Origin of the sequence: Actinospineispora spinosispora DSM 44797, assembly GCF_000429025.1 — a bacterium.
GTDB lineage: Bacteria > Actinomycetota > Actinomycetes > Mycobacteriales > Pseudonocardiaceae > Pseudonocardia > Pseudonocardia spinosispora.
Genome location: NZ_AUBB01000017.1, coordinates 193,510 through 219,919, shown reverse-complemented (window position 1 = coordinate 219,919; position 26,410 = coordinate 193,510). Strand labels below are relative to the sequence as shown.

25 protein-coding genes are annotated in these 26,410 nt (G+C 69.8%); 7 read left to right on the top strand and 18 right to left on the bottom strand.

The features are described 5' to 3' along the window. The first annotated feature begins 23 nt into the window (after positions 1-23). On the top strand, positions 24-452 hold the full coding sequence (locus G406_RS0107185) for an ester cyclase (RefSeq protein WP_084215846.1): 429 nt from the start codon (positions 24-26) through the stop codon (positions 450-452). On the opposite strand, the gene G406_RS0107180 is transcribed toward G406_RS0107185, so the two are convergent. Continuing rightward, the gene (locus G406_RS0107180; protein ID WP_028933319.1) at positions 424-1,008 is read right to left on the bottom strand and encodes a TetR/AcrR family transcriptional regulator; all 585 of its coding nucleotides are present in this window, start codon (positions 1,006-1,008) and stop codon (positions 424-426) included. The genes G406_RS0107185 and G406_RS0107180 overlap by 29 nt on opposite strands. Before the next feature lie 408 nt (positions 1,009-1,416). On the opposite strand from G406_RS0107180, the gene G406_RS0107175 reads away from it, so the two are divergent. Genes G406_RS0107175 through tatA form a run of 4 tightly spaced genes read left to right on the top strand, consistent with a single transcriptional unit; the run spans position 1,417 to position 4,898 of the window. After that, positions 1,417-3,795 (top strand): xanthine dehydrogenase family protein molybdopterin-binding subunit, encoded by a 2,379-nt coding sequence (locus G406_RS0107175; RefSeq protein ID WP_028933318.1) that lies wholly within the window; start codon positions 1,417-1,419, stop codon positions 3,793-3,795. Between the two features lie 12 nt (positions 3,796-3,807). Further along, a complete protein-coding gene (locus G406_RS0107170; protein WP_028933317.1) occupies positions 3,808-4,284 on the top strand; it encodes a (2Fe-2S)-binding protein in 477 nt (158 codons plus the stop codon). A 49-nt stretch (positions 4,285-4,333) separates the two neighbouring features. Further along, entirely contained in the window at positions 4,334-4,642 is a 309-nt protein-coding gene (locus G406_RS0107165) for a hypothetical protein (protein WP_028933316.1), read from the top strand. 43 nt (positions 4,643-4,685) lie between these two features. Next, a complete protein-coding gene (gene tatA / locus G406_RS0107160; protein WP_245607038.1) occupies positions 4,686-4,898 on the top strand; it encodes a Sec-independent protein translocase subunit TatA in 213 nt (70 codons plus the stop codon). Between the two features lies 1 nt (position 4,899). On the opposite strand, the gene G406_RS0107155 is transcribed toward tatA, so the two are convergent. From G406_RS0107155 to G406_RS45105, 10 genes are all read right to left on the bottom strand, one after another. Beyond that, a complete protein-coding gene (locus G406_RS0107155; RefSeq protein WP_028933314.1) occupies positions 4,900-6,237 on the bottom strand; it encodes a PQQ-dependent sugar dehydrogenase in 1,338 nt (445 codons plus the stop codon). Positions 6,238-6,284: 47 nt separating this feature from the next. Further along, entirely contained in the window at positions 6,285-7,421 is a 1,137-nt protein-coding gene (locus tag G406_RS0107150; RefSeq protein WP_028933313.1) for a GTP-binding protein, read from the bottom strand. A gap of 80 nt (positions 7,422-7,501) precedes the next feature. After that, the gene (locus G406_RS45125; RefSeq protein ID WP_037075582.1) at positions 7,502-9,700 is read right to left on the bottom strand and encodes a heavy metal translocating P-type ATPase; all 2,199 of its coding nucleotides are present in this window, start codon (positions 9,698-9,700) and stop codon (positions 7,502-7,504) included. A 14-nt stretch (positions 9,701-9,714) separates the two neighbouring features. Continuing rightward, entirely contained in the window at positions 9,715-9,999 is a 285-nt protein-coding gene (locus tag G406_RS0107140; RefSeq protein WP_028933405.1) for a DUF1490 family protein, read from the bottom strand. Positions 10,000-10,246: 247 nt separating this feature from the next. Then, complete coding sequence (locus tag G406_RS0107135) at positions 10,247-11,155, bottom strand: NmrA family NAD(P)-binding protein (protein ID WP_028933312.1); 909 nt, start codon at positions 11,153-11,155, stop codon at positions 10,247-10,249. Next, positions 11,142-11,747: a TetR family transcriptional regulator gene (locus G406_RS45120; protein WP_051341751.1), complete on the bottom strand. Its 606-nt coding sequence runs from the start codon at positions 11,745-11,747 to the stop codon at positions 11,142-11,144. The genes G406_RS0107135 and G406_RS45120 overlap by 14 nt, the downstream gene beginning before the upstream one ends. A gap of 169 nt (positions 11,748-11,916) precedes the next feature. Further along, positions 11,917-13,233, bottom strand: a complete 1,317-nt coding sequence (locus G406_RS45115) for a glycosyltransferase (RefSeq protein WP_051341750.1) — start codon at positions 13,231-13,233, stop codon at positions 11,917-11,919. Continuing rightward, entirely contained in the window at positions 13,230-15,443 is a 2,214-nt protein-coding gene (locus G406_RS45110; protein ID WP_281172406.1) for a glycoside hydrolase domain-containing protein, read from the bottom strand. Before G406_RS45110 ends, G406_RS45115 begins: the two co-directional genes overlap by 4 nt. 115 nt (positions 15,444-15,558) lie before the next feature. Then, a complete protein-coding gene (locus tag G406_RS0107115) occupies positions 15,559-15,927 on the bottom strand; it encodes a DUF6401 family natural product biosynthesis protein (RefSeq protein ID WP_028933311.1) in 369 nt (122 codons plus the stop codon). A 139-nt stretch (positions 15,928-16,066) separates the two neighbouring features. Next, positions 16,067-16,924 carry a mechanosensitive ion channel family protein gene (locus G406_RS45105; RefSeq protein WP_051341749.1) on the bottom strand — a complete coding sequence of 286 codons (858 nt, stop codon included), beginning with the start codon at positions 16,922-16,924 and terminating at the stop codon, positions 16,067-16,069. Positions 16,925-17,120: 196 nt separating this feature from the next. Here G406_RS45105 and G406_RS0107105 point away from each other — a divergent pair, with 196 nt between their 5' ends. Both G406_RS0107105 and G406_RS0107100 read left to right on the top strand, forming a co-directional pair. Continuing rightward, positions 17,121-18,053, top strand: a complete 933-nt coding sequence (locus tag G406_RS0107105; RefSeq protein ID WP_028933310.1) for an FAD-dependent oxidoreductase — start codon at positions 17,121-17,123, stop codon at positions 18,051-18,053. Continuing rightward, the gene (locus G406_RS0107100; protein ID WP_245607036.1) at positions 18,046-19,266 is read left to right on the top strand and encodes a M24 family metallopeptidase; all 1,221 of its coding nucleotides are present in this window, start codon (positions 18,046-18,048) and stop codon (positions 19,264-19,266) included. The genes G406_RS0107105 and G406_RS0107100 overlap by 8 nt, the downstream gene beginning before the upstream one ends. 51 nt (positions 19,267-19,317) lie before the next feature. Here G406_RS0107100 and G406_RS0107095 read toward each other — a convergent pair whose 3' ends face one another. The 7 genes from G406_RS0107095 to G406_RS0107065 form a co-directional block, all read right to left on the bottom strand. After that, the gene (locus G406_RS0107095; protein WP_028933308.1) at positions 19,318-19,707 is read right to left on the bottom strand and encodes a hypothetical protein; all 390 of its coding nucleotides are present in this window, start codon (positions 19,705-19,707) and stop codon (positions 19,318-19,320) included. Positions 19,708-19,770: 63 nt separating this feature from the next. Next, entirely contained in the window at positions 19,771-21,216 is a 1,446-nt protein-coding gene (locus G406_RS0107090) for a UbiD family decarboxylase (RefSeq protein WP_245607035.1), read from the bottom strand. 16 nt (positions 21,217-21,232) lie between these two features. Continuing rightward, complete coding sequence (locus G406_RS0107085; protein WP_028933306.1) at positions 21,233-22,015, bottom strand: alpha/beta fold hydrolase; 783 nt, start codon at positions 22,013-22,015, stop codon at positions 21,233-21,235. Beyond that, on the bottom strand, positions 22,012-22,500 hold the full coding sequence (locus tag G406_RS45100; protein WP_037075448.1) for a (2Fe-2S)-binding protein: 489 nt from the start codon (positions 22,498-22,500) through the stop codon (positions 22,012-22,014). The genes G406_RS0107085 and G406_RS45100 overlap by 4 nt, the downstream gene beginning before the upstream one ends. Further along, the gene (locus tag G406_RS45095; RefSeq protein WP_051341748.1) at positions 22,497-24,839 is read right to left on the bottom strand and encodes a xanthine dehydrogenase family protein molybdopterin-binding subunit; all 2,343 of its coding nucleotides are present in this window, start codon (positions 24,837-24,839) and stop codon (positions 22,497-22,499) included. Before G406_RS45095 ends, G406_RS45100 begins: the two co-directional genes overlap by 4 nt. Further along, positions 24,796-25,737 carry an FAD binding domain-containing protein gene (locus G406_RS45090; protein WP_084215845.1) on the bottom strand — a complete coding sequence of 314 codons (942 nt, stop codon included), beginning with the start codon at positions 25,735-25,737 and terminating at the stop codon, positions 24,796-24,798. Before G406_RS45090 ends, G406_RS45095 begins: the two co-directional genes overlap by 44 nt. Further along, positions 25,734-26,330, bottom strand: coding sequence for an SRPBCC family protein (locus G406_RS0107065; protein ID WP_028933305.1), 597 nt, complete (start codon positions 26,328-26,330; stop codon positions 25,734-25,736). The genes G406_RS45090 and G406_RS0107065 overlap by 4 nt, the downstream gene beginning before the upstream one ends. Positions 26,331-26,410 lie beyond the last annotated feature (80 nt).

Here is a 26,410-nt window from a genome sequence, read left to right as displayed (position 1 = left end):
CAAACATAGCTGTGGAGGTCGTGGTGGAGCGTCCGAGCTCGGTCGAGATCGTGGAGGCGTTCTGGGATGCGGTGTGGAACGGGCGTGACCCCGAGCGGGTGGACGACTTCGTCGTCGACGATTTCGTGATCACCTCGGGGGGAGAGCGGGTCGAGGGCAGGGAGAACTTCAAGGCCTGGGTCGCCGCGTTCCTCGCCACGATCGACGACCTCGAGCTCGAGGTCGTCGAGACCTTCCAGAACCACGACGGCAGCCGGGTCGCATCCCGCTGGCGGGTGCGCGGAAGGAACAACGGGATACTGGGCACCGTGCCGGACGGTCAGCCGCTGTCGTTCACCGGAACCGCCGTGTGGGCAGTGCGGGAGGACGGCAAGCTCCTGCACAACTGGGTCGAACGGGCATCCTGGGAGCTTTACGGCCGGCTCACCGCGGCTGGGCGACCAGCGAGCTGACCTGGGTGGCCGCGATGTCCCGGAGCTGATCGGGATCGAATCCCGCGCGCTCCATCACTGCGAGCCCTCGGGTCGTGGTCACGACAAGACGCGCGGCGGCTCGCGGCTCCACGGTCAGGCCTCGACCGTCCTTGATCGCGGTGAGTCCGTCGTGCACGACCGTCTCAAGGCCGTCGAGCAGCTCACGCACCGCGGTGTCGATGCGAGGTGCGTCCCGGCTCGCGTCGAGCGCGGTCCGGGTCGACAGGCAACCGTGGCTCGGCGTCCCTCGCGTGATGGCCCCGATGCAGTAATCGAAGAAGCTCAGCAGTGCCGAGGACGTGTCCGGGCGGGCGAGCGCCTCGGCGGCGTCGTCGAGGAACCGCTGGGCGTAGGCCCGGAAGACCCGGAGGAAGATCTCCTCCTTGCCGCCGTAGGCGTGGTAGAGCGAGCCACGCTGCACGCCGGTGCCCGCCGCCAGGTCGAGCATGGACGTCGCGCGGAACCCCCGGCTCGTGAACACCTCTAGTGCGCGACCGAGCGCCGCCGCTTCATCGAACTGACGTACTCCCGCCATCCCGGACCTCCGCTCCATCTTTGACAGTACTGTCCAGCACCGCCGCTGAGCCGGTGTCCGGGAGGTCCGAGCGTGCTTTCGGGTCTCGGGAAGGGTGGTTCGAGGCTCGCGCCTACTTCCGCGTCCGCGGCTGTTCGGACTCATGAACCCCTCAGGTTCGGAAATGACTACTGATTGTGCCGCAAATCACTCGAACGTGAGAGGTGTCTCACTCTTACGCGGTCATCTTTCTACAGAACCTCTGCTGATCGACGTCGTTTAAGGAGACATTCACATCGACCGCGGATGCTCCCCCGTTTGCCGCGGCCGTCGAAGGGACACCGGTGTCCATCGAACGACGAGGTCACGGCGTGAATCGCCGCGGTTGTCGGTCGGCATCGGATCCTGTCTCCACAGGAGAGGACAACGATGCCTTCTCATCGCGCGACCACTCGTCCGCGCCCGGACCGCACCACCACCACTGACAGCGCACCCCGCAGCGTCGGCCGCAGGCGGTTCCTCGGCTACCTGGTCGCGGCGCCCACCCTCGTGGTCGCCGCGGAACTGGGGCGCAGCACGCTGTTCAACACGGCTCCCGCCTGGGCCGATGCGACGTCGCTGCTGCCGAAGATTCCGTCGCCACCCCAGACCCCGGAGTTCTACGACCTCCTGGACGCGCTGCGGGACAGTGCCCGGCCCACCGCCAACCTGATCAAGATCGAGGTCAAGCGGGACGGCACGGTGGCCTTCGCGCTGCCCAGGTCGGACAACGGCCAGGGCACCATCACCTCGACCCAGATGATCATCGCCGAGGAGATGGGTCTCGACGTCGACCAGGTGCACGTCACGCTCGCCGACGCCCGGCCCGAGCTCGTGTTCAACCAGCTGACCGGCGGTTCGAGCGCCACCTTCACCACCTACACCCCGATCCGGGTCGCCGCCGCGCTGGCGCAGGGTCGTCTGCTGAGCGCCGCCGCCGCTCAGCTCGGTCAGGAGAAGGCCGTACTGACCAGCCGAAAAGGGCTGATCATCGGCAACAACGGCAAGTCGCTGCCGTTCGGTGAGCTGACCGAGAAGGCCGCCAGCCCGGTCACCAAGGCCGCCGAGGTGGTGCTGAAGGACCGCGAGAAGTTCACCATCATCGGCAAGCCGCACAACAAGACCGATGCTCGCGCGATCGTCACCGGCAAGAAGAAGTTCACCACCGACCTGAAGGTGCCGGACGCGCTGCCCACGGTCATCTGCCGCGCGCCTGACCTCAACGGGTTCCCGAAGAGCGCCGACAACCTCGACGAGGTGCGTTCGATGCCGGGCGTCACCGACGTGGCGAAGGTCGGCACCGGATACGCGGTGCGGGCGGAGACCTTCGGGCAGTGCATCGATGCGGTCAATGCGCTCAAGGTCCGCTGGAACCGAGGCACGGTCGCGGGCGAGAACGACGAGTCGGTCCTGCGCAAGCTGCGCAAGGCGGAGCTCCCGCTGATCGCGCCGAAGGTCGGCGGCGACGCTGTGGAAGGCGAGTTCACCTTCTACTTCCGCAGTGGAAGCCCGCTGGAGACCAACTGTGCGATCGCCGACGTCCGCAAGGACCGCGCGGAGATCTGGGGCGCGAGCAAGAGCCCGATCGCCGCGCAGGGCGAGATCGCCAAGATCCTCGGGTTGCCGCAGAACGCGGTGACGTTCCACGTCATCGAGGGTGGTGGGTCGTTCGGCCGCAAGCTGTTCTTCGACGCCGCGCTGGAGGCCGCGGAGGTGTCGAAGGTGTTCGGCAAGCCGGTCAAGCTGATGTGGACCAGGGCCGACGACGCGCGCCAGGGCCGTACCCACCCGATGGCGACCTCGCGGGTGCGTGCGGTCGTCGAGGGCGACTCGGTGCTGAGCTTCGAGCTGCGGCACACCAGCGTGGCGACCGAGGTCAACCCCGGTCTGTCCGAGCCGATCACGGCGGCCGCCAACAAGGCACCCGGCGGGAACCTGTCGGTCTCGGAGATCATCTGGGAGCTGACCCAGGTGACGCCGTACAACTTCGGCAACTCGACCCGGCTGCTCAACGAGGTCGACATGCGGTTCAACACCTCCGCGACCCGCAACATCTACTCACCGGACGTCGCCACCGCGCGCGAGCTGATGGTCGACCAGATCGCCGCCAAGATGGGCAAGGATCCGTACAAGTTCCGCGCCGAGTCGACCAAGCTGGACCGCTGGCGCAAGGTCCTGGACCGGGCGGCCAAGGAGGCCGACTGGGGCAGATCGATGGAGGACGGCACCGCGCAGGGCATCGCCATGCACGTCGAGTACAAGGGTGTCGCGGCATGCGTGGTCGAGATCGACTGCCGGCCGGAGACCCTGGACCGCAAGATCCGGCAGGCCCGCACCGGGGCGCGGGTCACCAAGGTGACCTACGTGGTCGACATCGGGCTCGTGATCAACCCGCGCGGTGTCGAGGCGCAGATGATGGGCGGGATCAACGACGCGCTGGCCATGACGCTGACCTCGAGCCTGCACCTCGACGACGGCCACTTTCTCGAGGCGAGCTGGGACAACTACTTCTACACCCGCCAGTGGAACACCCCGCCCGAGCTGAACATCGTCGTCATCGAGGACTCCGAGTCCCCGGAGCCGGGCGGCGTCGGGGAGTTCGGTGTGGCCGCCACGTGCGGGGCGATCGCCTGCGCCTACGCGAGAGCGACCGGGAAGGTGCCCGAGTACTTCCCGGTCAACCACAAGGACCCGCTGCCGTTCGACCCGTACCCGACCGTCCCGCCGATCCCGCCGTCGCCGACCAACGGTCTGAGCACCACGTACTAGAGGAGTCAGCCCATGCCAACGCAGACCTTCAAACTCAACGGTAAGTCCGTGACCGTCGATGCCGACGACGACGTGCGCCTGCTCTGGGTGATCCGGGACCTGCTCGGGGTGACCGGGCCGAAGTACGGCTGCGGCATCAACGTGTGCAAAGCCTGTACCAGCCACATCAACGGCAAGGCGTTCAACCCGTGCTCGGTTCGTGTCGCGGACATCGAGGACAACGACGAGGTCACCACGATCGAGGGCCTCGCCGACACCGCCGAGGGTGATCTGCACCCGATGCAGCAGGCCTGGATCGACCACGACGTCGCACAGTGTGGCTACTGCCAGCCGGGCCAGATCATGGCCGCCGTGGCGAAGGTCAAGCAGTGTCGTGACGAGGGCCGGGACGTCGACGACTCGGCATTCGAGGAGATCCGCAACATCTGCCGCTGCGGCACCTACAACCGCATCCGCGAGGCGATCAAGGCCGGCGCCGAGCACATGTGACCTGGCCGTACCCGAACAGACCCATCCCACCACCGAGAAGGACCTCACCATGAACATGCGCAGGATCGCCACGATCGCCCTGGTCGGCGCGGCGTTGTTGCTCGTCGGGGCCGGTATCGCCCAGGCCGACGACAAGGACGACCCGACCGAGGGCTACCCCAGCACCCAGAGCCCCACGCAGGGTGCCGACGCCGGCACCTCGACCCTGGGTAGCTCGGCCGACTCGTTCGGCGACGCCGCCAACGGGGACAACCGCCCGAACGGGGCCAACGGCACCGAGACCGAGTTCGTGGATCCCGACTCACGTTTCGTCGAGGGTCCGCTCGGCGGGCTGGCGAAGAACGGCCCGCTGCAGTGACCTGCACCGGCCCGGTGCGTGACGGGAGCGTGCGATGGGCGCGATGAGCCCCACCCACTGGCTGATCGTGGTGGGTGTCTTCCTCGTGCTGTTCGGCGCGAGGAAGCTCCCCGACCTCGCCCGATCGGTCGGCCAGTCGACCCGGATCCTGCGCGGCGAGATGCGCGAGCTCACCGCCGACGGTGACGAGCGTGCGTCGACGGCGGGAGCACCGCGAGCCGCCGCCGCGCCAGAAGGCGGGCCGGCGGGACACTAGCTCAGGCGGGCGGCGACAGCCGGTACACGGCCCCGGCACTGTCATCGGTGATGTAGATGGCATGGTCGGGGCCCTGTACCGCGGCGACGGGGCGACCCCAGCGGGAGCCGTCGGCGGCCTGGAAGCCGCCGACCAGCGTGCGCTGGGTGTCGAAGGTCCCGTTCACCCACGGGAAGAAGGACACCTCGGGTGCCCTCGGCGGGGTCGCGTTCCAGGAGCCGTGGATGCCGACCAGCGCACCCTGCGCGTACGGAGCGGGCAGTCCCGACGTCACGACGCTCATCCCGAGCGGCGCCGAGTGCGCCCCGAAGGTCTGCTCGATCGGGGCGAGCGCGGCGCAGTCCAGTTTGTCGCCGTCCGGGTTGGTCTCGACGTCACGAACGAACGGCGGTGAGCTGAAGTCCGGCGGTGATCCCGCCTGCGTCGGGTCCTGGTCCGGGTTGCAGTAGGGCCAGCCCAGGTCGCGGCCAGGAGTCAGCCTGGCCAGCTCCTCGCCAGGGTGGTCGGTGACGTAGGCCGGGATGACCCGGCCCCGGTCGGAGCCGGACCCGCCGGAGAAGCTCCGGTCGTGCGGGAAGGCGATGTTGTCGCGGTTGTTGACCGCCGTCCACGGCACACCGTCCGGCGCGATCGCGAGGCCGGTGCCGTTGCGGACACCCCGGGCGAACACCTCCGGGGCCGAACCGCCCGGAAGGATCCGCATGATGCTCGCGCGCTGCGGGACGGCCTCGCGGTCGTTCGCCGAGATGTTGCCGGTGGAGCCGATGGAGTAGTAGATCGACCGGTCCGGGCCGACCGCGACGCTCTTCAACGCGTGCGCGTAGCTTCCGCCCAGCTCGGAGCTCTTCGCGTCGGGCAGCCCGGCCACGACGGTCCGGCGAGCCGACGCGGCTCCGTTCAGGTAGGTGTAGGCATCGAGCTGGTCGCTCTCCGCGACGTAGAGGGTGTCGCCGTCGAAGGCCAGTCCGTGCGGCTGCGTGAGGCCGGTGAGCAGCGGCGACGAGGTGACGCCTGCCGCGCCGTCCGGTACGAGCCGGACCACCTCGCCGGCGCCCGGCCGGGAGACCAGCAGCGCTCCGTCCGGTGCCCAAACGGCCAGGCGAGCGCCCGGAACCCGGGCCCATACCGAGATCGTCCACGACGGTGGGACCAGTGCCTGGCGTGGCTCGTCGAACGGTGAGGCCGCCAGCCGGGCAGGCACCGCGACCGTCGCGGGCACCAAGCCGTTCGTTTCGGCCGCGGCCGCAGCGGGGGCGCTGGGCCCGGATGCACAGGCCGCGCTGACGGTCATCAGGACGGCCAGGCCGAACACGACCCTCGGCCGTCGTAGGAGGCGCATGCTTCAGTCTCCCGATGATCGGCCGACTTCGCACGACGTGCGCGACACTAGCCGTGGTGCGCCAGGTCCCACTCCGGCAGTGGGTCGGGGAGGCTCCGCCAGGTGTCCGGTCCGGCGATCAGCTCCGCGTCGGTGAGCAGAGCCTGGTCGAGACGATGTCTGGGCTCCTCGGGATCCAGGTCGACACCGATGAACACCAGCTCGTGGCCGGGGGCCCGATCGAGGTCGGGGATGAGCTCGCCCGGTTCGATCGTGAGGTTCGGGCCCGCCTGGGACCACACGGCGACCACGTCGGGGCGGGTCGCGATCCGGCAGAATCCCTTGCTTCGCAGCACACCCTCCCAGTCCCGCAACGCATCGAGCAGGCGGGCGGGATGGAACGGCCGGCTCGCCCGGTACACGACCGACCGGATGCCGTACTCCTCGGTCTCCGGGGTGTGGCTGCCCGCGACCTCGGCTGCCCAGCCGGGCGTGAGCTGTGCGGTGAGCGGGTCGTAGCGATGGGTGTCGAGGACGTGGTCGAGATCGACGACGCCGTGGCGGGCATGGACGAGGTGCGCGCTGGGGTTGAGCCTGCGCAGCACCGCCTCGACCGTGCCGAGCTGCGCGGCCGAGACGAGATCGGTCTTGTTGAGCACGAGAACGTCCGCGAACTCGACCTGGTCGACGAGGAGGTCCGAGATGGCGCGTTCGTCCCCGTCGGCGGCCTGCAGGTCACGCTCTTCCAGTCGCTCGCCGCGCCGCAGCTCGGCCAGGAAACCCGCCGCGTCGACGACGGTGACCATGGTGTCGAGCCGTGCGTGGTCGGACAGGCTCGTGTCGTCGGGGAAGGTCCAGTCGAAGGTCGCGGCGACCGGCATCGGTTCGGAGATACCGCTGGACTCGATGAGGATCGTGTCGAAGGTGCCTTCCCTGGCCAGTGCCCCGACCGTGCTGAGAAGGTCCTCCCGCAGCGTGCAGCAGATGCACCCGTTGCTCAGCTCGACGAGCTTCTCCTCGGTCCGGTCCAGGCTGGCCTGGCCGGCGACGAGCGCCGCGTCGATGTTGACCTCGCTCATGTCGTTCACGATGACCGCCACCTTGCGCCCCTCGCGGTTGCCCAGGATGTGGTTGAGCAACGTGGTCTTGCCCGATCCGAGGAAGCCGGACAGAACGGTGACGGGAACACGATCGACAGACGACATGTCTGAAATGATAACCATTGTCATTTCAGGTTGTCGCGCGTGATCTCGTTCCGCGAAGTCGGGCTCGGTGTGGCGTGTACTCAGTCCGTGTGAGGGGTGTGCCGACGGCCTGAGCGGGGTGGGCCGCCGAGGCGGTAGCGGATCAGGCGTGAGCTGTTCGCCACCACCGCCACCGAGGACGCGTTGTGCAGGATCGCCGCGACCACGGGGGACAGGGCGCCACCCGCCGACACCGCCAGGCCGATCGTGTTCACCGTGATGGAGAGGCCGTAGTTCTGGCGGATCAGGCCGATCGATCGTCTGCCCAGGTCACGGAGCTCCAGCAGGGTGGCGAGGTCGTCGCCGGCGAGCGCCACGTCGGCGGTCTCCACCGCGACGTCGGTGCCGCCCGCACCCATCGCGATGCCGATGTCCGCGAGTGCCAGCGCGGGCGCGTCGTTGGTCCCGTCGCCGACCATCGCGACGACGTGACCCTGCGCCTGCAGCGACCGGATGAGGTCCTGCTTCTGTTCGGGCAGCACCTGCGCGTAGAACTCCTCGATCCCCAGCTCCTCGGCGACCGAGGCGGCGGTCTCCGGGTGGTCGCCGGTGAGCAGGACGATGCGACGGACGCCGTCGGCGCGGAGCGCGTCGAGCACCGCGCGGGACTCCGGCCGGACGGTGTCGCGCAGCGACACCAGGCCCACCAACCGGCCGTCGACCGCGAGCAGGAGCGGTGTCTCGGCGGCTCGTTGCAGGCGCCGCACCCAGGTGTGCGCCTGCCGGCTCACCGGGACCTTCTGCTCACGCAACAGAGCGCGGGAGCCGATCAAGAGTGTGCGACCGTCCTGCTGGACCCGCATACCCTGGCCGAGCAGTACCTCGCACTCCTCGTGTGGCGGAATCGCGATGTGGCGTTCCTCGGTCGACCGGATCACCGCCTGGGCGAGCGGGTGCCGGGAGTGGACCTCCGAGCTGGCCGCGTAGGCGAGCACCTGTTCCGGGGTCCAGTCGTCGCTGAAGGACACCACGTTCGTCACGACCGGCCGGCCCAGGGTCAGCGTGCCCGTCTTGTCGAACACGATCGCGTCGACCCGGCCCGCCGCTTCGAGGTGCGCCCCGCCCTTGATCAGGATGCCCCGGCGGGCCCCGTTGCCGATCGCGGCGCTGATCGCGGTCGGAGTGGACAACCCCACCGCGCACGGGCATGCGACGAGCAGCATCGTCATCGCGCGCCGCACGTCCCTGGTGATCAGCAGAGTGGCCGCGGCCAGCGCGAACGAGGTCGGCACGAACCGGCGGGAGAAGTTCTCCCCGACGGTCTGGATCGGCGCCCTGTCCTCCTGGGCCTGCTCGACCCTGCTGATGATGCGGCCGATCGCGGTGTCGTGACCGACCGCGGTGGCACGGACCACGAGACGGCCGCGCAGCAGCACCGAACCCGCGTGCAGCGGCGAGCCCACCCCGACCGAGACCGGCAGCGTCTCGCCGGTGATGGCGGCCTGGTCGATGACCCCGTCGCCCTCGATCACCACCCCGTCCACCGGGAGGACGACGTGCTCGTACAGGACGACCTCGTCCTGGAGCAGCAGCGAGTCGATCGGGACCTCGACCTCGACGAACGAGCCGTCGTCCTGGCGGATCCGGCTCCACACGGTCGTGTGTGTGCCGGTGAGCAGCTCGGAGATCGCCCGCCGGGACCGGCGCAGGGTGAGCTCCTGGAGGTACTCGCCGATGTTGAGCAGCCAGAGGACGGTCAGTGCGACGACGTTCTCGCGCAGCACGAGGCTGGCGACGGTGGCAGCGGACACCAACGCGTCGGTGCCGGCGCCCCGGCCGCCGGCCAGCGACCGGAACGCTCCACGCAGGAACGGATAGCCGGTGAAGATCGTGACACCGGTCGCGACCGTCCGGCTGGTGGGTCCGAGCAGCGGGGGCCTGCGCAGCCCGTAGCGGCGCACTCCGAGTACCGCGAGGGCGGCGCCACCGACGACCAGTCGGACCAGGTCCCGGCTGCGCACCTCCGCCGACCGAGGCGTGCGGTCGGCGGTGGCCTCGTCGTCGGCGCCGAGACCTTTCTCGATCGCCTCGGTCAGCTCGGTCCTGTTGTGCCGTTCGGCGTCGTACCAGACGACCACCGATCCGGATCGCGGATAGGCATGGACCTGACGCACACCGACGACCGCGTCGACCGAATCCTCCACCGCGACGGCGAGTGCGGACCGTCCGACGAGGGCCGGGGCGGCGAACCGGACGCGGCCGGCCGCGTCGGAGACCGTTCGGATCTCGATGCTGCTCACGCGCTCCACAGCGCTCAGTGGTCGTGCGTGTGGGAGTTCGTCGTCGCTCCTGGCGGTGGCGACTGCTCGCCGATGCGCTCCCGGGCCTCGCTGACGATGTCGGCCGCGGTGAGACGCGCGCGCTCGGCGCCGACCTCGGCCGCCCTCACCCCACGCAGGCCGGCCGCCGTCGCACTGACCGCGATCGTGCGAACCGTCCGGCCGCGGGCCAGCCGTTTGAGACCGTCGTACGCGGCCGCGCCGGTCAAACCCGTGACAATCAGGCCGGCAGTCCGTGCCGCTAAGTCGCCAACCGACATTCTTTAACCACCCGCCAACTCGTTGATTTCTCGAGCTTAGCCGACGTGTTGTGCGGCGCCGTCGATCAGCCTGAGAATGCGCGGAAAACAACCCCAAAGTTGTCGAGTGCGCATTCATGCATCTCGATATCCGCCTGTTCGGGTGCACGTCAGGTCACGCTTTCGGGTGCGCTGAAGGCAGCTACCGGGTGAGTTCTCGATACCGGATCGTCAGGGGGTGCCCTTTACCGCGGTTTCCGGATTTCACCTATCCCAGGTAGAAGTCCTTGCGTGCGGCCACGTACGACTCGATGCTCTGCGCGGGTTCACCGGTGACCCGCTCGACGTCCGGCGAGGTGCGGTCGTAGCGATTCTCCCGATGCATTCGCGCCATGGTGGCGATGTGCTGTTCGGTGTGTGGGGGCAGACCGGCCGCGCCGAGCACCTCGGCCGTCCACTGGTCGAGCGGAACGTCCACATAGTCCACCGGGCGACCCAACGCCCGGGAGAACTGCTCCGCGGCGGCGTGCATGTCGAGAGCACTCGGCCCGGTCAGCTCGTAGATGTGGCCGACGTGCGGGGCCGGGTCGCGCAGGATGGTGGCGACCACCCGCGCGACGTCCTGCGCCGCGACCGGGGAGGTGCGTCCGGAGCCGAACGGCAGCGCGAGCGTGCCGTTCTTCCGGATCGACCCGGCAGCCAGCGTGGTGAACAGCGGGTTGTCCAGGAACATGGTCGGCCGGACGTGGATGACCGGGAGCCCGGACCAGTCCAGCACGTGCTCGGCGAGCCAGTGCAACCGCTGCTGCCGCGACTCCGTGGTGCTCGTCGCGGTCATCTGCGACACGGTCATCTGGGACATGTCCACGAGCCCGTCGAGCGTCCCGTGCTCACGCGCGACGGTCGCGAGCACGGTCGTCGCCATGAGATGGTCGGGGGAGACGCTCATCCCGAAGTACATGCGGCGAACGCCGTCGAGGGCCTCGGCGACGTTCTCCGGCCGGGTCAGGTCTCCGATCACCACCTCGACGCCCGCCGCGCGCAGTGCGTCGGCACGCTCGTCGTCCCGGCGGACGAGGGCGCGGACGGGTATGCCGTCCGAGGTCAGCAGGTCGAGGACCGCACGGCCCACGACGCCGCCCGCGCCGGTGATGAGGACTGGATCATGAGTGGACATCGGGGGCTTCCTCCCGGTCGGTGTGCGGAATCTCAGCGAGAACGGCATCGAACAGAGCGCGCGCGGCGACGGCGGACCCCGGTGCGGGGCGGGTGCCGCGCTGCACGAGCGCGCCGTCGATGATGAGTTGGAGCCGATCCGCGGCGCCCTCGGCGTCGCGATGTCCGAGCGCGGTGAGCTCGGCGGCGAGCAGGCCGTGGACGTGGTCGTAGTGGGCGAGCGTGTGCTGGTGCGCGGGGTGCCGAGGGTCCGGCAGCCCGAGGTCGGCCGCCGCGTAGCGGCACCCCCGGAAGGTGGGTGCCTCGGCGCGGTCCAGGAAGAACTCCAGTACCGCGCGCACCCGGGCCGCACCACGTTCTCCGGCCCGTTCCATCCGATCGGCGAGCAGCTCGCGGTCCGCCGCTCCCGCTTCGCTCAGCACCTCGGCGATCAGGTTGTCCTTGCCGCCGAAGTGCTGGTACAGCGAGCGGCGCGCGACGCTCGCCTCGCTCAGCAGCGCATCGAGCCCGACCGACACGCCGTGCCGGTAGCTGAGGGTCGTCGCGGCGGCGAGCAGCCGCTCTCTCGGACCCGGTCCGCGCGTGGCAGCCACGAGAATGTCCCTCCGACAACGAAGTAGACCGATTGGTCGATCTAACTATCGCCGTTCCGCTCGGCTCGCGCAACCGACCGAGACGCGGAACACCGACACCAGCACGCTCGCGGGCCGGGCTTTTCGGGCGTTCCGCGAACTCGTACTGAAGTGACCAGCGAGACTGAACTCAGCCCGCGTCCGCGGTGGGCTCCTGATGCGGGTGCAGGGTGGTGACCGTGGCGGGGGCGTGTGCCCGTGCACGGAAGAGATCGTCGAAGATTCGGCCTCGGTCGAACGCGAGCGCGTACTCCCGCCCCCGATCGGCGGCCGCACGCCGTTCGATGGCCGTCATCTCCAGGATCACGTGGTCGAGCGCGGAGGTGAGTGCCGCGACATTGCCCGCCTCCACGATGACCGCCGTGTCACCGACAGCCTCACCGGTACCGCCGGTCAGCGTGGTGATGACCGGTCCGCCGCCGGCAAGCATCGTCTCGGTCAGCGCGATGCCGAACGTCTCGACGAAGTCCGGCTCGGGTTTGGTCGGCAGCGCGTAGGCGGCACAGCCATGCATCAACAGCGGTTTCTCGTCGTCGTCGACGTCGGTGAGGAACAGGATCCGGTCATCGGCACCAGCCAGCTCGCGCACCTCCGCCAGCGCCGGACCCCGACCGGCGAGGACCAGCTTCACCCGGTTCCGGGATGCGGACGCACGGTACGCCCGGACGAGGTCGTGGACCCCCTTGGCGCGGGTCACCCTGGACAGGAACAGCACGTACCCGTCGCGGACCAGGCCGCGCCGGGCCAGGGTCGCGTCGACCGCCGACGGGTCGGGATCGAGATAGGCCGAGGTGTCGATCGGCGGGTAGCTGACCGTCACCCTGCGCCGGCACTGCTCGGCGAACCGCGTACCCAGACGGCGGTCGACGGCCTCGGCGGCACCGACGATCTCGTCACGGGTGTACTCGGACACGGCGACCACCTCGTCGTGCGCGAGGTAGGTGGTCAGGGTCGCAACGGCGGCTCCGAACCGGCCGGTCCGCAGGCAGGAGCGGATGACGTTCGTGACGTCGGAACCGACCGCCTTGGCGATCGTGTGGACGTCCGTACCGAAGCCGGCGGCCTCGGCGGCCCGGACGGCGTCGATGACCACGTTCGCGTGTGGCGTGAGGTACATCGACAGGCAGGTCGTGGGTACCGGCTCGGCGAGCAGCTCGACGAGCCGTCCGGTGAGCCCCGCGACGTGACGTCCGTCCGGAACCCGGTAGTCCCCGACCGGGTCGGGGCGCTCGACGCTGATCCCGTCGCTGTAGGGCTGGATGCGGTCGAGCGGTTTCAGTGGCAGTCCGGCCGCTTCCAGCACCGGGATCGGCCAGGTCAGCAGCCGGACGTCGGCGAAGCCTCGCGTCACGGCGACCTCGGCCAGATTGCGTGCTTCTCCCGAGTGGCCGCAGATGACCGGGTCGGCGCGCACCACGATGACGAGTCGGCGGTCGGGACAGCTCATGTCGTCGGACCTCCCGGATGTGCGTCGGACAGCGAGGGTGGGCGGGTGAGACAACCCCACCGGGACGGGGTGGGGCCGAGCTCCAGCCGGAGGACCCCGCCGCGGTGCAGGTCGCACGCGCTGAGGTGGGTCCTGTCCAGCCGGTGGCCGTCGAGCGTCGCCGACTGGACGTACTGCGTGGCCGGGGTCCGTTCAATGCCGTCGGCTCCGATCGGGTCCTCACGGTGGCCGGTGCACTCGATGACGAACTCGCCGCCCGGCACGCGCACGGTGGCTCGGGAGAACGCCGGTGCATTGATCAGGAACAGGCTCTGACCGGCGACCGGGAAGAGCCCCAGTGAGGCCCACACGTACCAGGAACTGAGCCCGCCCGAGTCGTCGTTGCCCGGCAGGCCGCCTCTGCCCGTGCCGAACTGCCAGGTCAGAGCCGCGTGGACGACGTCGGCCGTGCGATGTGGACTGCCCGCGTAGTGGTAGGCCCACGGCGCTTCCATGTCCGGCTCGTTGTTGAGGCCCTCGAACCGGTTGAGCCGATAGCCCGCGGCCATCTCCGCGGTGGACGGGGCGAGGCCCGGTTGCGTCACCGCGCCGGCACCGAACCCGAAGAACGCGTCGAGCATGCCGAGGAACGCGTCGTCACCGCCGGCCAATGCGATGCGCGCCCGCATGTCGTGCAGCAGGCGGAACGAGTAGTTCCACTTGCCGCCCTCGTAGTACTCCGAGTCGCGCAGCAGCCCGGACGACGGGTCGAAGGCGTTGACCCACAGACGGGCGCGCTCGTCGAGCTCGTCGGCGAGACGTCGGTCGCCGACCGCCCTCGCGACCTGGGCCGTGCAGTGATGTCCGTAGGCGAGGTCCAGCGTGTGGGTGATCGGGTGGACGACGCCGTGCTCGATGAAGTCCTCACCGTAGAGCCGGCGCAGGTCGTCCTCCATGTGGACGAGCGCCCAGTTCCAGTCCAGGTCGCCCAGCCCGATCGACCGCGCGTCGGCCAACGCGGTGTGCGCCAGTGCGCTGGCCTGTCTGAAGAAACGGTCGGCGCCTCGGGCCATGCGGTAGCCGATCGGGAAGTTGCCCTCCTCCTCACAGACCCGGATCAACGACTCGAGCAGGTCGGCGGCCCGGTCCGGCGTGATCGCCATGAGCAGCGGCAGCTGGGTCTTGTAGATGTCCCACATCGTGCAGACGTCGAACGCGAACGGTCCGGGTGTCGGCCAGAACGGGCTCTCATCGTCACCGAAGCACGGTTTGATCAGGGAGTGGTAGAGCGCGGTGGCCATGACCTGGCGCCGCGCCGGTGTTCCTCCGTCGACCTGGACGCGATCGACGTGGTCGGCCCAGCGCCCGGTGGTCGCTGTCCGGACCGCGTCGAACGCGGTCGTGGGGCCGCCGCACTCGCGGTCGAGGTTCGCGCGGGCCTGATCACACCCGCGCAGCGAGAAGCCGAGGCGCACCTCGATGGTCCGGCCGGCGCGGGCCGGTCCCATGAACAGCAGCCCGAACGCGCGCAGGGTCGTCTGGCGGATGCTGTCGAAATCCAGCCGGGTGCCACCCTCGATGAGCCTGCGATCGTGCCACAGCATCTGGCGCCAGCCCGGGGCGTGCACCTCGACGTGCACGGACAGCGGCACACCTTCCACGACGACCGTGCCCTGTGCGCGGCCGTGGCCCAGGCTCTCCGCGTACGCGCGCAGTGGGATCGTCCGCCCGTGCGCGATGGCGAGGCCACCGCAGGACAGGTCGACCACGACCCGGGCGCTGCGCGTCTCCGGAAACGTGTAGCGGTGGACGGCGACCTTGTCGCCGACGGTGACCTCGCAGCGGATACCGGGGTCGAGTGTGGTGGCGTAATAACCGGGCGAGGCGGTCTCGTCGTGCAATTGCCAGGTGGTGCCCAGGTCGTCCAGCGGCTGCACCATCGGCGTGACGCGGACGTAGTTGTAGTACTTGCGAATGGCGCCGGTCCCCGATTGCTGGAAGTGCGTGAAACCGGACGCTCGCAAGTTCTCGAACATGGCCTCGGGCACGCCCTCGGTGTTCTTGCCGTAGCGCCCGTAACCGGTCGGGTAGGCGCCCGAGTAGGCGCAAGCGGACACCATTCCCAGCGGTGAGGTCGCGCCGGGGTGGGTGTTACCGACCTGCGGTTTGGGACGCCACCAGGTGGCCGCGAGACCGCTCGCGGGAGGCAGGCTGGTCGCGGCCGTTCCGATGAATGGATCGATCTCGGTGAGAATGGCCAGACTGTAGGATCGCTACCCGCCCCGGGTGGTTACACCGGAGTAAACGTGACGTGCACGTTCGCCACCGCGAACGGCCGGCGCCCCGTCAGGGTCTGCGAGGTGCTGGCGCGTACTTCGCGGCGAGGTGACAGACCGCGGCCAGTCGCAGGCTCGTCCAGTCCGCCGTCCGCCACGCCGTGGGGTCCGTCGGCGGGGGAGCCCAACCGCGCTCGCGGGCGTGGGCGAGTACACCGTGGCCGTAGTTCGCCAGCAGGACGAGCCCGGCCACGGCCGCGGTTCCCTCGAGACCGAACGTCGTCGCGTCGCGCACCGCGGCGGCGTGCTGGTCGACCATGGCCGACAGCCCGGGCAGCGCGGCAGCCGCCGCGAGCCCGGTCAGGCCCACCTCTCGCTGCAACCTGCTCAGCCACCGCCGTGCGGAGAATTCCATGAAGATCCCAGGCACACCGACCACGCCACGATATTACCGACGCCGGATCGCGGCTCCGGCGGCCGGGAGCACCCGGGACGGGAGTCGATCACCTGAGCACGAGCGTCGCCGCCGGCATCCGAGAGGGATGCCGGCGGCGACGGGTCGAGCTGGTGACCGCTGGTCAGATGGTTCCGCCTGTGGTGGGCTGTTCCGTGGCGAGCGGGTCGGCACGGCCCTGGTCGGACAGTCGTGAGTCGGCCGCGGCACGCTCGTGCGCAAGTTGCGCATCGCGCTGACCCCGCTCGCGGGCGAGCTGGGCGTCCTGACGCAGGGTGGAGGACTGCTCCTGCGCCTTCCGATAGCCGGTGTTGATCATGTCGGCGGCGGCGTCCCGGCCTCCCAGACCGAAGGCGAGTGCCGAGCCGAGTGCGATCGCGCCGATCAGGGCGATGTAGGTGGCGGTGACGATGACCGGGGCGATGCCCAGCTGGGTCAGGATCATGAACACGGCGATGGCCATGACCAGCGCGGGCGCGCCGGTGGCGACGATCCGCCCGGTGGGAGTGTCACCCATGGTGCGCTGGGCCAGACCGGCGATCGCGCCGGCGACGGCGGTCGCCACGATGAAGATCAGCAGCGCCGCGATCACGTTCGGCAGATAGCTCAGCGCCAGGTTCATGAACCCGGTGAGCGCCGGGATGTTGAGCGTGGCGATCGCCGAGGAGATCACGAAGACCATGATCACCCAGAAGACCACGCCGCCCACGAGACGGGCAGGGCTACCGCCGGGGCTCACTTTCTGGACGAAGTTCGGGCCCGTGTCGGAGGTCAGCCTGCTGTCCAGCTTCGCGCGCTGTAGAAGCTTGGTGATGACCTTGTCGAGAATCTTGGCGATGATATAGCCGATGATCAGGACGACCAGGGCGCCGAGAATCTGCGGGAGATAGCTGACGAATGTCGTGAATGCTGCCTGCAGGCTCTGCAGAATGTTGAACCCACCGCCGGATTCGGCGGGAGCCTGGGCGAGTAGCTGCACCATCGGAATTTCCTTCCAGTTGGCCAGGTATGAGGCGCGCTGTGTAGGGGAAATACCCATGTCCGCTCGTATGACACCTCTCACAGGGCCCTCGTTCGGGTCAACTGTGACCGGTGTGGCCTGTGTGGTCGGACGGATCCGGGGTGTGGTCCGGGAGATCGATTGCCCCGGGTCCACCGGCTGGTGTTAGCTCGGGGCAATGGATGTGAGCGTTGTCGGGGCCGGCGTCATCGGCCTCAGTACCGCGATCGTGTTGCGCGACAGCGGCTATCGGGTGAGGGTCCTCGCGGCGGCCGGGCCCGCCGACACGACGTCGGCCGTGGCCGGCGCTACCTGGTTCCCCTACAAGGTCGAACCACCGGACCGGGCGATCCGGTGGAGCAGGGTGAGCCGGACGGTGTTCGACGGGCTGGTCGAGCGAGGCGAGGGCGGTGTGCTCGTGCGGGAATGCCGGCAGTTCTGGCGGACACCGGCACCGGAGCCGTGGTGGGCGGAGGCGGTGCCCGACCTTCACCGGTTGACCGAGCTGCCCGCCGGTTTCGTCGACAGCTACGTGTTCGATCAGCCGGTCATCGACATGCGGCGGTACCTGCCGTACCTGGTGGAGCGGTTCGTCTCAGGTGGCGGCCGGATCGAGAGCGCGCGTCTCGGTGCGCTCGACGAGGCACCCGGGGACGTGGTGGTGAACTGCACCGGACTCGGCGCACGGGACCTGGTTGCCGACGACGCGGTCTACCCGATTCGAGGTCTCGTCGTCCGGGTCACGAATCCCGGCATCGACCAGGTGCTGTCGGACTTCGACCGGCCCGGTGGGGAGTCGTACGTCATCCCGCAACCGGACAGCTGCATCCTCGGCGGAACCGCCGACGAGCACGAATGGGACACCACGGCGGACCCGGCGCTGGCCCTGCGGATTCGCGGCCGGTGCGCCGAACTGGATCCGCGCCTGGCCGACGCCGAGATCCTGGAACACCGGGTCGGTCTGCGTCCCGCGAGAACGTCCGGCGTGCGGCTGGAACTCGAGTCGGTCGCCGGCCGGCCATACGTGCACAACTACGGTCACGGCGGCGCCGGGGTCACGCTGTCCTGGGGCTGCGCCGAAGAAGTCGTGGAGGTCATCAAGAGTGCCTAGGAACATCGCCCCGCTCGGGAACGTCCGCGTTGCCCGGTGCCTCGACCCGGAGATCATGGCGGTTGTCGAACGGGCGGACCCGCCACCGTTCGCGGAGACCGAGTACGACGGTCGTCTCGCCAGGGTCCGAGGACTGCTCGCCGAACGTGGAGCGGACGCGATCCTGGTCTTCCGGCCGTCGAGTGTGGACTACCTGTCGGGTTACCACTCGGCGGAGACCGCTCCGCAACCACTGCTGGTGACCGGGGACGCGCGGTACCTCTACGTGCTCGATCTGGAGATCGGCCGTGCGCTCGCCAGCTCGACCGTCGAGGACATCCTGTACTGCGACTACTCGACCATGCACCGCGCGCTGGAGTCGGTCACCGGGCACGTGGCGAGCGTCCTGTCGGCGGGTGCCGTGGTCGCGCTGGAGAACTCGTCGACCGGCACTCCGCCGATGGTGACCGCGATGCTCCAGGACGCCGGTCTCTCCGTCGTCGACGGTGAGGCGCTGGTCGAGCGGTGCCGGCTGGTGCTGTCGGAAGCGGAGATCGGGTATGTCGAGAAGGCCGCCACGGTGACCCAGCTCGGGGTGGACGCTGCTGTGGCGGCGGCACGTGACGGAGGCACGGACGCTCAGATCGGCGCCGCGATCACCTACGCGCTGATCGCGGGCGCCAACTCGAAGTCGGCGTGGGGTCCGGTGGTCGCCACCGGCGAGCGCGGCGGAATCGCCCACTCCACCTGGCGTAACGGTCCGTTGCTGGCCGACGTCACGTTCATCGAGTTCGCCGGCACCCACTACCGCTATCACGCACCGGTCATGCGCACGCTCGGCCATGGTGAGCTGTCACCGAAGGCCAGGAGGCTGGAGAGCCTCGCCCAGACGGCGTTGGCGACGGTCCTGGAGAACGCCGCGCCGGGCGTGACGGTCTCCGATGTCGCGGAGGCGGCGATCCGGGAGATCGGACCGCTGCGCGACGACGAGGTCTTCCACCACATGTTCGGCTATCCGATCGGGCTCGCCCATCCGCCGCACTGGATGGACGGAGCCCCGTTCTACATCTCCACCTCGAACCACGAGCCGTTCGAGACCGGCATGACGTTCCACATGCCCGGTTCGATGCGCTCGTTCGGCCGCCGGGGAGTCGGGCTGAGCCAGACGTTCACCCTCGTCGAGGGTGGTACCCGGGTGCTCACCCACGGCGCGGCCGAGATCATCCCCCTGTGAACCTCGTGAGTGGTACGGGCGCCTGAAGGCGCCCGTACCACTCACGAGCCGTCACGCGGGCAGCGCGGGGAAGGACTCCCAGGCGGCCTGCCTGATCGGGCCGCCGTCGACCGGGGTCCGCTGTTCGATGCCGAAGCCCGGCCACTCCACGACGAGCGTGAACCCCTCGACCGGCGGGAGCGGTGAGATCCACAGCCGGGGCGCGCCGGTGAGCGGGTCGTCCAGCCGGCGCACCACGTACTCGCCGGCGACCCGGTCACCGAGGTCGGCGTCGAGCCGAGGCCGCTCGGCAGGGGAGACGGACCGGGCGGTCGCCACGAAGTCGAGCAGGCAGCCCTGCGAGTAGGCCCGAATCTCCAGGAGCATCACGACGGCGTCGTCGGCCTGGCCGACGAACCGCCGGGCGACGACGATCCCCGGCACACGAGCGGCCGGCGGCATCTGCTGCGGTTCGATGAGGGCACCTCCGGCTCGGTTCGCCGCCAGTCTGTCAGTGCCGACGGTTCAGCCGAGCAGATGGCGCCATTTCTCCCGCACACCCGCGAGGTACTCGGGGTCGCTGCGCGCCACAGCGGGGAAGTCACCACGTCGTTCGAACGGCCGGCAGGCGTCGATGATCGCCCGGCTGTTGTACGCCGGTTCGCCCTCCGGCAGCAGCGGGTCGAGCTTGCTGCCCCAGCCGTACCGCAGGACCTCGATGTCGCGCTGCGGGTCGCTGCGGGTCGACATGGCCCAGATGACCTGCTCCAGGTCCGACGGGTCGATGTCGTCGTCGACCGCCACGACGTACCGGTTCATGTACGCCGCCGCGGGGCACTGTGCCGTGAGCGCCGCGACCTGCCGAGCGTGACCGTGGTAGCGCTGCTCCAGGGACACCGCGATGAACAGCCTGCCGCCGCCCGACTCGTGCGCCCACACCGACCGCACACCGGGAACCCCCAGCGTGACCAGCTCGTCCTCGATCATCGCCGACTTCATGACGGTGCGCATGTAGGAGTAGTCGTGCGGTGGCCGTCCGGGTGGCGCACCGAGCAGGATCGGGTCGTCACGGTGCCACAGACGCGTGATGTCCAGGTTGAGGCACGGGCGCCTGCGGCCCGAGTAGTACCCGGTCCACTCACCGAACGGGCCCTCCTCACGCAGGTTGTCCGGCGTCAGCCACCCTTCGACGGCGATCTCGCTGCCGGCGGGGATCAGCAGCCCCGTGTCCGGTGCCCGAACGACCGGTACGCGCGCGCCCAGGACCGCTCCCGCGTAGTCGAGCTCGGAGATCCCGGCCGGCACCTCCGTCCCGCCGAGCACCAGCAGCAGCGGGTCGTGCCCGAACGACACCGTCACCGGGGCGCGGCCCTCACGAGCGATCCACCGCTCGATGTTCTGCGCCCCGTGCTTTCCGGGCACCGCCGCGATCGTGGCGCTCCTGCCCTCGTCCTGGACCTCCATCCGGTAGCACCCGCCGTTGTGCACGCCGGTGTCCGGGTTGCTGGTCACCACGAAGCACCCGGTCCCGATGAACCGACCGCCGTCGGCGGCGTGCCAGCGGGGAACCGGGAACGCCAGCAGGTCGATGTCGTCACCGGTCAGCTCGTTGGCCAGCAATGGGGCGTCGTCGACGATCTCGACCGGGAAGTCCGATGCGGCCGCCGCCCACCGGGAGGGACGGCCCCTGAGCGCCTCGACCACCCCCGCGTCGTCCAGGTCGTGGCCCAACCTCAGGGTACGGCCCAACCGGCGCGCCGAACCCGTGCTGCCGGTCAGCACCCGTAGTCCTTTGCGATAGCCGACGATGTCGTCGAACAGCACAGCGGGCGGTCGGGGCAGCTGGTAGCTCAGCTCGGCGACCGCGCCCAGCTCGAGGTCCCAGTGCGTCCCGTCGACGCGGCGGAGCTCGCCCATGTCCGCCACCGCCGTGATGTGGTCGCGCAGGCTCAGCAGCGGTTCGTTGTGCACCCTCGGTCCTCCTCGGTCATGTCAGGTGTGCCGCGATCCGAGCCCACAGGTCGGGACGTTCGACCAGGCTCAGGTGACGGGTGTCGTCCAGAACCGTCAGCGTCGCGTCGGGAATGGCCGAGGCGAGAACCTCCGCCATCGCGGGTGGGGTCGCGTAGTCGTCCCTGCCGACGAGCACCAGGGTGCGTGCCTTGATCTCGGGCAGCGAACCCACCGCATCCAGCCCGGCGAACGCGTGGCAGGCCGCGGCGTGCGCCCGCGAGTCGGTCGCGACGAAGATGTCCGAGACCCGCTGGACCTCGGCCGGGTCGGCGTCGAGGAACGCGGGGGAGAACCACCGGTCGACCTGGAACTCGACCTGCTTCGCCCTCGGCACGTCCACCGCTTTCCGCGCTCGCTCGCCCCACTGCGCTTCGCGGTCGTCGCCGTAGTCGGCCGTCGTGTCTGCCAGCACCAGACGACGGACGAGGTGTGGGTGCCGGACCGCGAGCAGGATCGCGGTGCTGCCGCCCATGGACAACCCGACGACGTCCGCCGGGCCCTGGCCGTGCCGTTCGATGATCGCGGCGACGTCGTCGGCGAGATCGGCGATGCTGAACGGGCCGCGGTCCCAGCCGGACCGCCCGTGGCCGCGCGCGTCGGGTGCCAGCACGGTGTGCCGGCCGGCCCCGGCGAGCACCGAGGCCATCGGGTCCCACACGCGACCGGACAGCGCGAGTGGGTGCAGCGCGACCAGCGGGCGTCCACCGGAGCCGGTCACAGTGACCTCGAAGTCACCGCGGGGCGTCTCGATCCTCACGCCGGTCTCCGTTCGTCGCCGCGTGCACGCTCCTGTCGCCGGGCCGAGGTGGCAGCGACAGCGGCGCAGATCTCCTGGTAGGTGCCGCACCGGCAGATGTTGCCTTCCAGGTGCGCCGCGATCTGCTCCCGGGTGGGCACCGGGTTCTCCGCGAGCAGCTCGTGGCTCATCATCACGAAACCGGGGATGCAGTAGCCGCACTGCATGGCACGGGCCGCGACGAACTCCTCGACGACGTCGTCGCCGTCGGGCAGCCCGTCGGCCGTGGTGACCGGGACGGCGTCGTAGCGCACCGTCCTGGCGAGGCAGCTGCTGACGCTGCGGCCGTCGGCGAGGACGGTGCACGCACCGCACGCGCCGACCCCGCATCCCTCGCGGACGCTCGTGTGTCCCAGCCGTCGCAGCGTGGTCAGCAACAGCTCGTCGTCGTCGACGGCGAGCCGGTGCCGCACTCCGTTGACCGACAGTCGCACGTCGGTGGTCATGATCGCTCCTCCTGGTCGACGAGCGCGGACAGAACCCGCTCCGAGGTGAGTGGCAGCCGCGTGAACCGGATGCCGGTCGCGTCGCGCACCGCGTTGGCGATGGCGGGAGCCAGCGGGATGATCGTGGTCTCGCCGACGCCCTTGGCGCCGTACGGGCCGGTCCGGTGCGGACTCTCGACGATGATCGGGGTGATCCGGTCGGGCAGGTCGAGAACCGAGGGCAGCTGGTAGTCCAGCAGCGTGCCGTTCACCACCTGGCCTTCGTCGAACACCATCTGGTCGAACAGCGCATGTCCGATTCCCATCACGGCGGCGCCGGTGAGCTGCTGTTCGACCAGGGCCGGGTTGATCGCCCTGCCCACGTCCCCGGCGATCGCCAGGTGCTCGATGTGGATCCGGCCGGTCGCGGTGTCGACGGTCAGCTGGACGGCCGCCGCTCCGGCGAACCAGTGCTCGGTGACCCGCTCGGACTGCCCGGTCTCCTTGTCGTAGGGCTGCCACGACGTGGAGAAGTTCGCCTCGGTGGTCAACGTCGTCCCGCGCGCGCCGAAGTGCCCGTGCAGCAGCTCGGGTATCGACACCTTCTCCTGGTTCTGGGCACTGACCAGGCCTTCTCCGGTGAGTTTCACATCGGTGACCGGCACGCCGAACCGCTGCGCGGCGAGCTCGGTCAGCTTGTCGCGCATGGCCTCGGCGGCCCGCCGCACCGCGTTGCCGGTGTGATAGGTCGACCGGCTGCCCGCCGTGATGGTGTCGTACGGGGTGACGTCGGTGTCCGCCGTGACGACCCGCACCTGTCCTTCGCCGAGGCACAGCGCCTCGGCGGCGATCTGGGCCATGATCGTGTCGCTGCCCTGACCCATGTCGACCGTGCTGATCAACAGCGTCGCGGAGGCGTCCTGGTTCAGCTGCAGCACCGCATTGGAGATCGTCGGGGTCAGCACAGCCTTGAGACCGACGGCGACACCTCTGCCACGCAGCAACCTTCCCTCCTCGCGGACCAGCGGGGTGTCCCAGCCGATCGCCTCGGTCACCGCGTCGAGGCAGCCGTGGAAGTCCGCGCTGTGCATCGGGGTGCCGATCGCGCACACGTCGCCCTCGCGCAGCAGGTTGCGTCGCCGGAACTCGGCCGGATCCTCACCTCGGGCCCTGGCCAGCTCGTCGACCAGTGACTCGTGCGACCAGGTCACCTGCGGCACGCCGAAGCCGCGGAACGGTCCCGCCGACGGCTTGTTGGTGTAGATGCAGCGCGACCGGACGGTCACGTCGGTCATCCGGTACGGGCCGGTCGCCACCATCCCGGACTTGGCCGTGATGCGGGGCCCGACGTCGGCGTAGGCGCCGGTGTCGTAGCGCACGTCGGCCGTCGCCGCCACGATGCGCCCCTCGGCGTCGGCGGTCATGCTGCCGGTCACCGCGGCGCCGTGCCGGGTGGTCAGCAGGAACGCCTCCTCGCGCGTGGGTGCGATGCGCACCGGCACGTCGAGGGTCCAGGCCAGCGCCGCTGCCAGCGGTTCGAGCCGGTCGTACATCTTCGCGCCGAAGCTCCCGCCGAGCGGTGCGCAGCGCACCCGCACCCGGTTGAGGGGGAGCCCCAGCAGGTCGGCGACGGACTGGCGGACGTACGAGGGGGTCTGGGTGGTCGACAGGATCTCCAGCCGGTTACCGTCGCGCCACGCCGCTGTGAAGGGCAGCTCGATCGGGACGTGATGCGTCGGCGGGCACCAGAACTCCTCGCGCACCGTGACCCCGCCCACCGCCGAGTCCTCCACCGAGGCGGCGTCGCCCCGGCGCAGGTGGAACTCGTAGTTGACGTTCGTATCGCGCTTGCCGCGCAGGTGCTTGAGGTCGCCGAACACCGAGGACGGCCTGAGCTCGTCGTGGACGTACGGGCCCCCTGAGGCGGCCGCGTCCACGTCGTGCACGGGAGCCAGCTCCCGGTAGTCGACCATCACCCGTTCCGACGCGATCCGCGCCGCGTCGATACCGCGTGCGACGACCGCGACGACCGGCTCACCGACGTAACGCACCTTGCCGACCGCGAGACAGGGCTGGTCGGAGAACGCCGGACCGGTCATGAGCGCATCGCCGAAGCGTTCGTGGAGCTGCGCACCGGTGACCGCCGCGACGACACCGTCGATGCCCAGCGCCTCCGCGGTGTCGACCGAGTCGATCAGCGCGTGCGGGCGGGTCGCGCGGTGGACGACGACGTCCAGGCAGTGCGGAAGCGGCTGGTCGGCCGCGTAGCGCAGCTCGCCGCGAACCTTGGCCCGCGCGTCCGTGCGGGCCCACCGTTCACCGACCGCGCCACCAACGACGGCGTGAAGCTCGCTGGGCATCCGATCCCTCCTCACTGTCGTGGTCCCCCGTTGCTCGCTGTGCCGACTCCCACGCCTGACGGACGGCGTCGCGGACCGCGACGAGCCCGAGCCGACGTTTGAAGTCCGCCGACCCCCGGATGTCCGGGATCGGATCGATCACCTCGGCGGCCGCGCGCGCCGCCGCGTCGACGGCATCATGGAGACCGGTGTCCGACGGAAGCGTCAGGCTCAGGAACTCGGGCCGGGACGCCAAGGCGCCGAGTCCGAGCCGTAGCTCACTGTTGTCTCTCCGCCTGCCGACCGGCACGACCAGCGCGGCGGCCGAGGCACACGGCCAGTCGTTCACCGAGAGGCTGCTGAGCTTCACGAATGCGCTGTGCGGGCTCGGCTGGCGTGGAACGTGGACCGCGCTGACGAGCTCGCCGTGCGCGATCGCGGTCTGCTGGAACCCGGTGAAGAACTCCCGGATCGGAAGCTTTCGCGAGCCCGCCGTCGACGTGAGCTCCACCTGCGCGTCGAGCACGAGCAGCGCGGTGGGTGGGTCCAGCCGGTAGTCACCGTGAGCGAGGTTGCCGCCGACGCTGGCCGTGTTGCGGACCCTGGGGTTGGCGACGTGGCCGTACACCCGCGCGGCCAACGGCGCGGTCCGGTGCACCTGCGCGTCGGTCTCCATCCGGCGCAGCGTCACCATCGCGCCGACCCGGATGCCGTTCTCGGTGGCGTCGATGCGATCGAGCCCGGCGATCCGGGAGAGGTCGACGAGATCGGAGGCGAACAGCACACCCTGCTTCAGCAGAATCTGTACCGCTGTGCCCCCGCCGTAGATCATCGGCATGTCCAGCGCGGTCAACAGCCTGCAGGCCTCGTCGAGGGAGTCCGGCCGGTGCAGTCGGGTCACGCTCTCGGTCGAGGTCATCGTGGTGCCGCCGCGCGACGCACGCCGAGGCGGGCGAGCAGCCGCCGCCACCAGCTCAGCCGCGTCGCCACCTCGCCCTCGGCCTGTCCGACCTCGGCCGGCGGGGCGAGCAGCCGGCGCACCACCGCGTTGTCCGCTCCGGGCGGGCCCGCCGCGCACACCCGGGAGAAGACCTCGACGAACTGGCGCTGGACGTCCTCCGAGCGCCGCCGGACGATTGACTCGCCCAGCCGGCCGAGGGTGCCCCACAGCGCGAGGTCCATGCCGAACTCGACCGAGGAGGAGTCCGGCCCGGTCTCGTGCACCGCGAGCGTCGCGTCCACCTTGATGGAGCTGCTGAGCTTGCGGTCCTCGCCCCGCAGGACGGCTTCGACCCGGGCCGGGGCCTCCAGCGAGGTGATCTCCGCGCTGAAGGCGGCGGAGAACCGCACATGGGCGATCTCGTTGACCAAGGCACCCCGGAAGTGCGTGTCGTCGGACTTCACCAGCTCGGAACAGCCGGGCACACAGGCACGCATCGAGTCCGGGTCGAGGAAGTGGGCGAAGACCCGATCGCGTGAAGCCGGGACGGGAAAGGTGGAACCGAGTTTCATTAATGACCGCCAGAGAGGACGATGTATCTCGTATGGAGGACATTAACACTCGTTGCTCAGGCGTCAACCGGTCCGGAGCC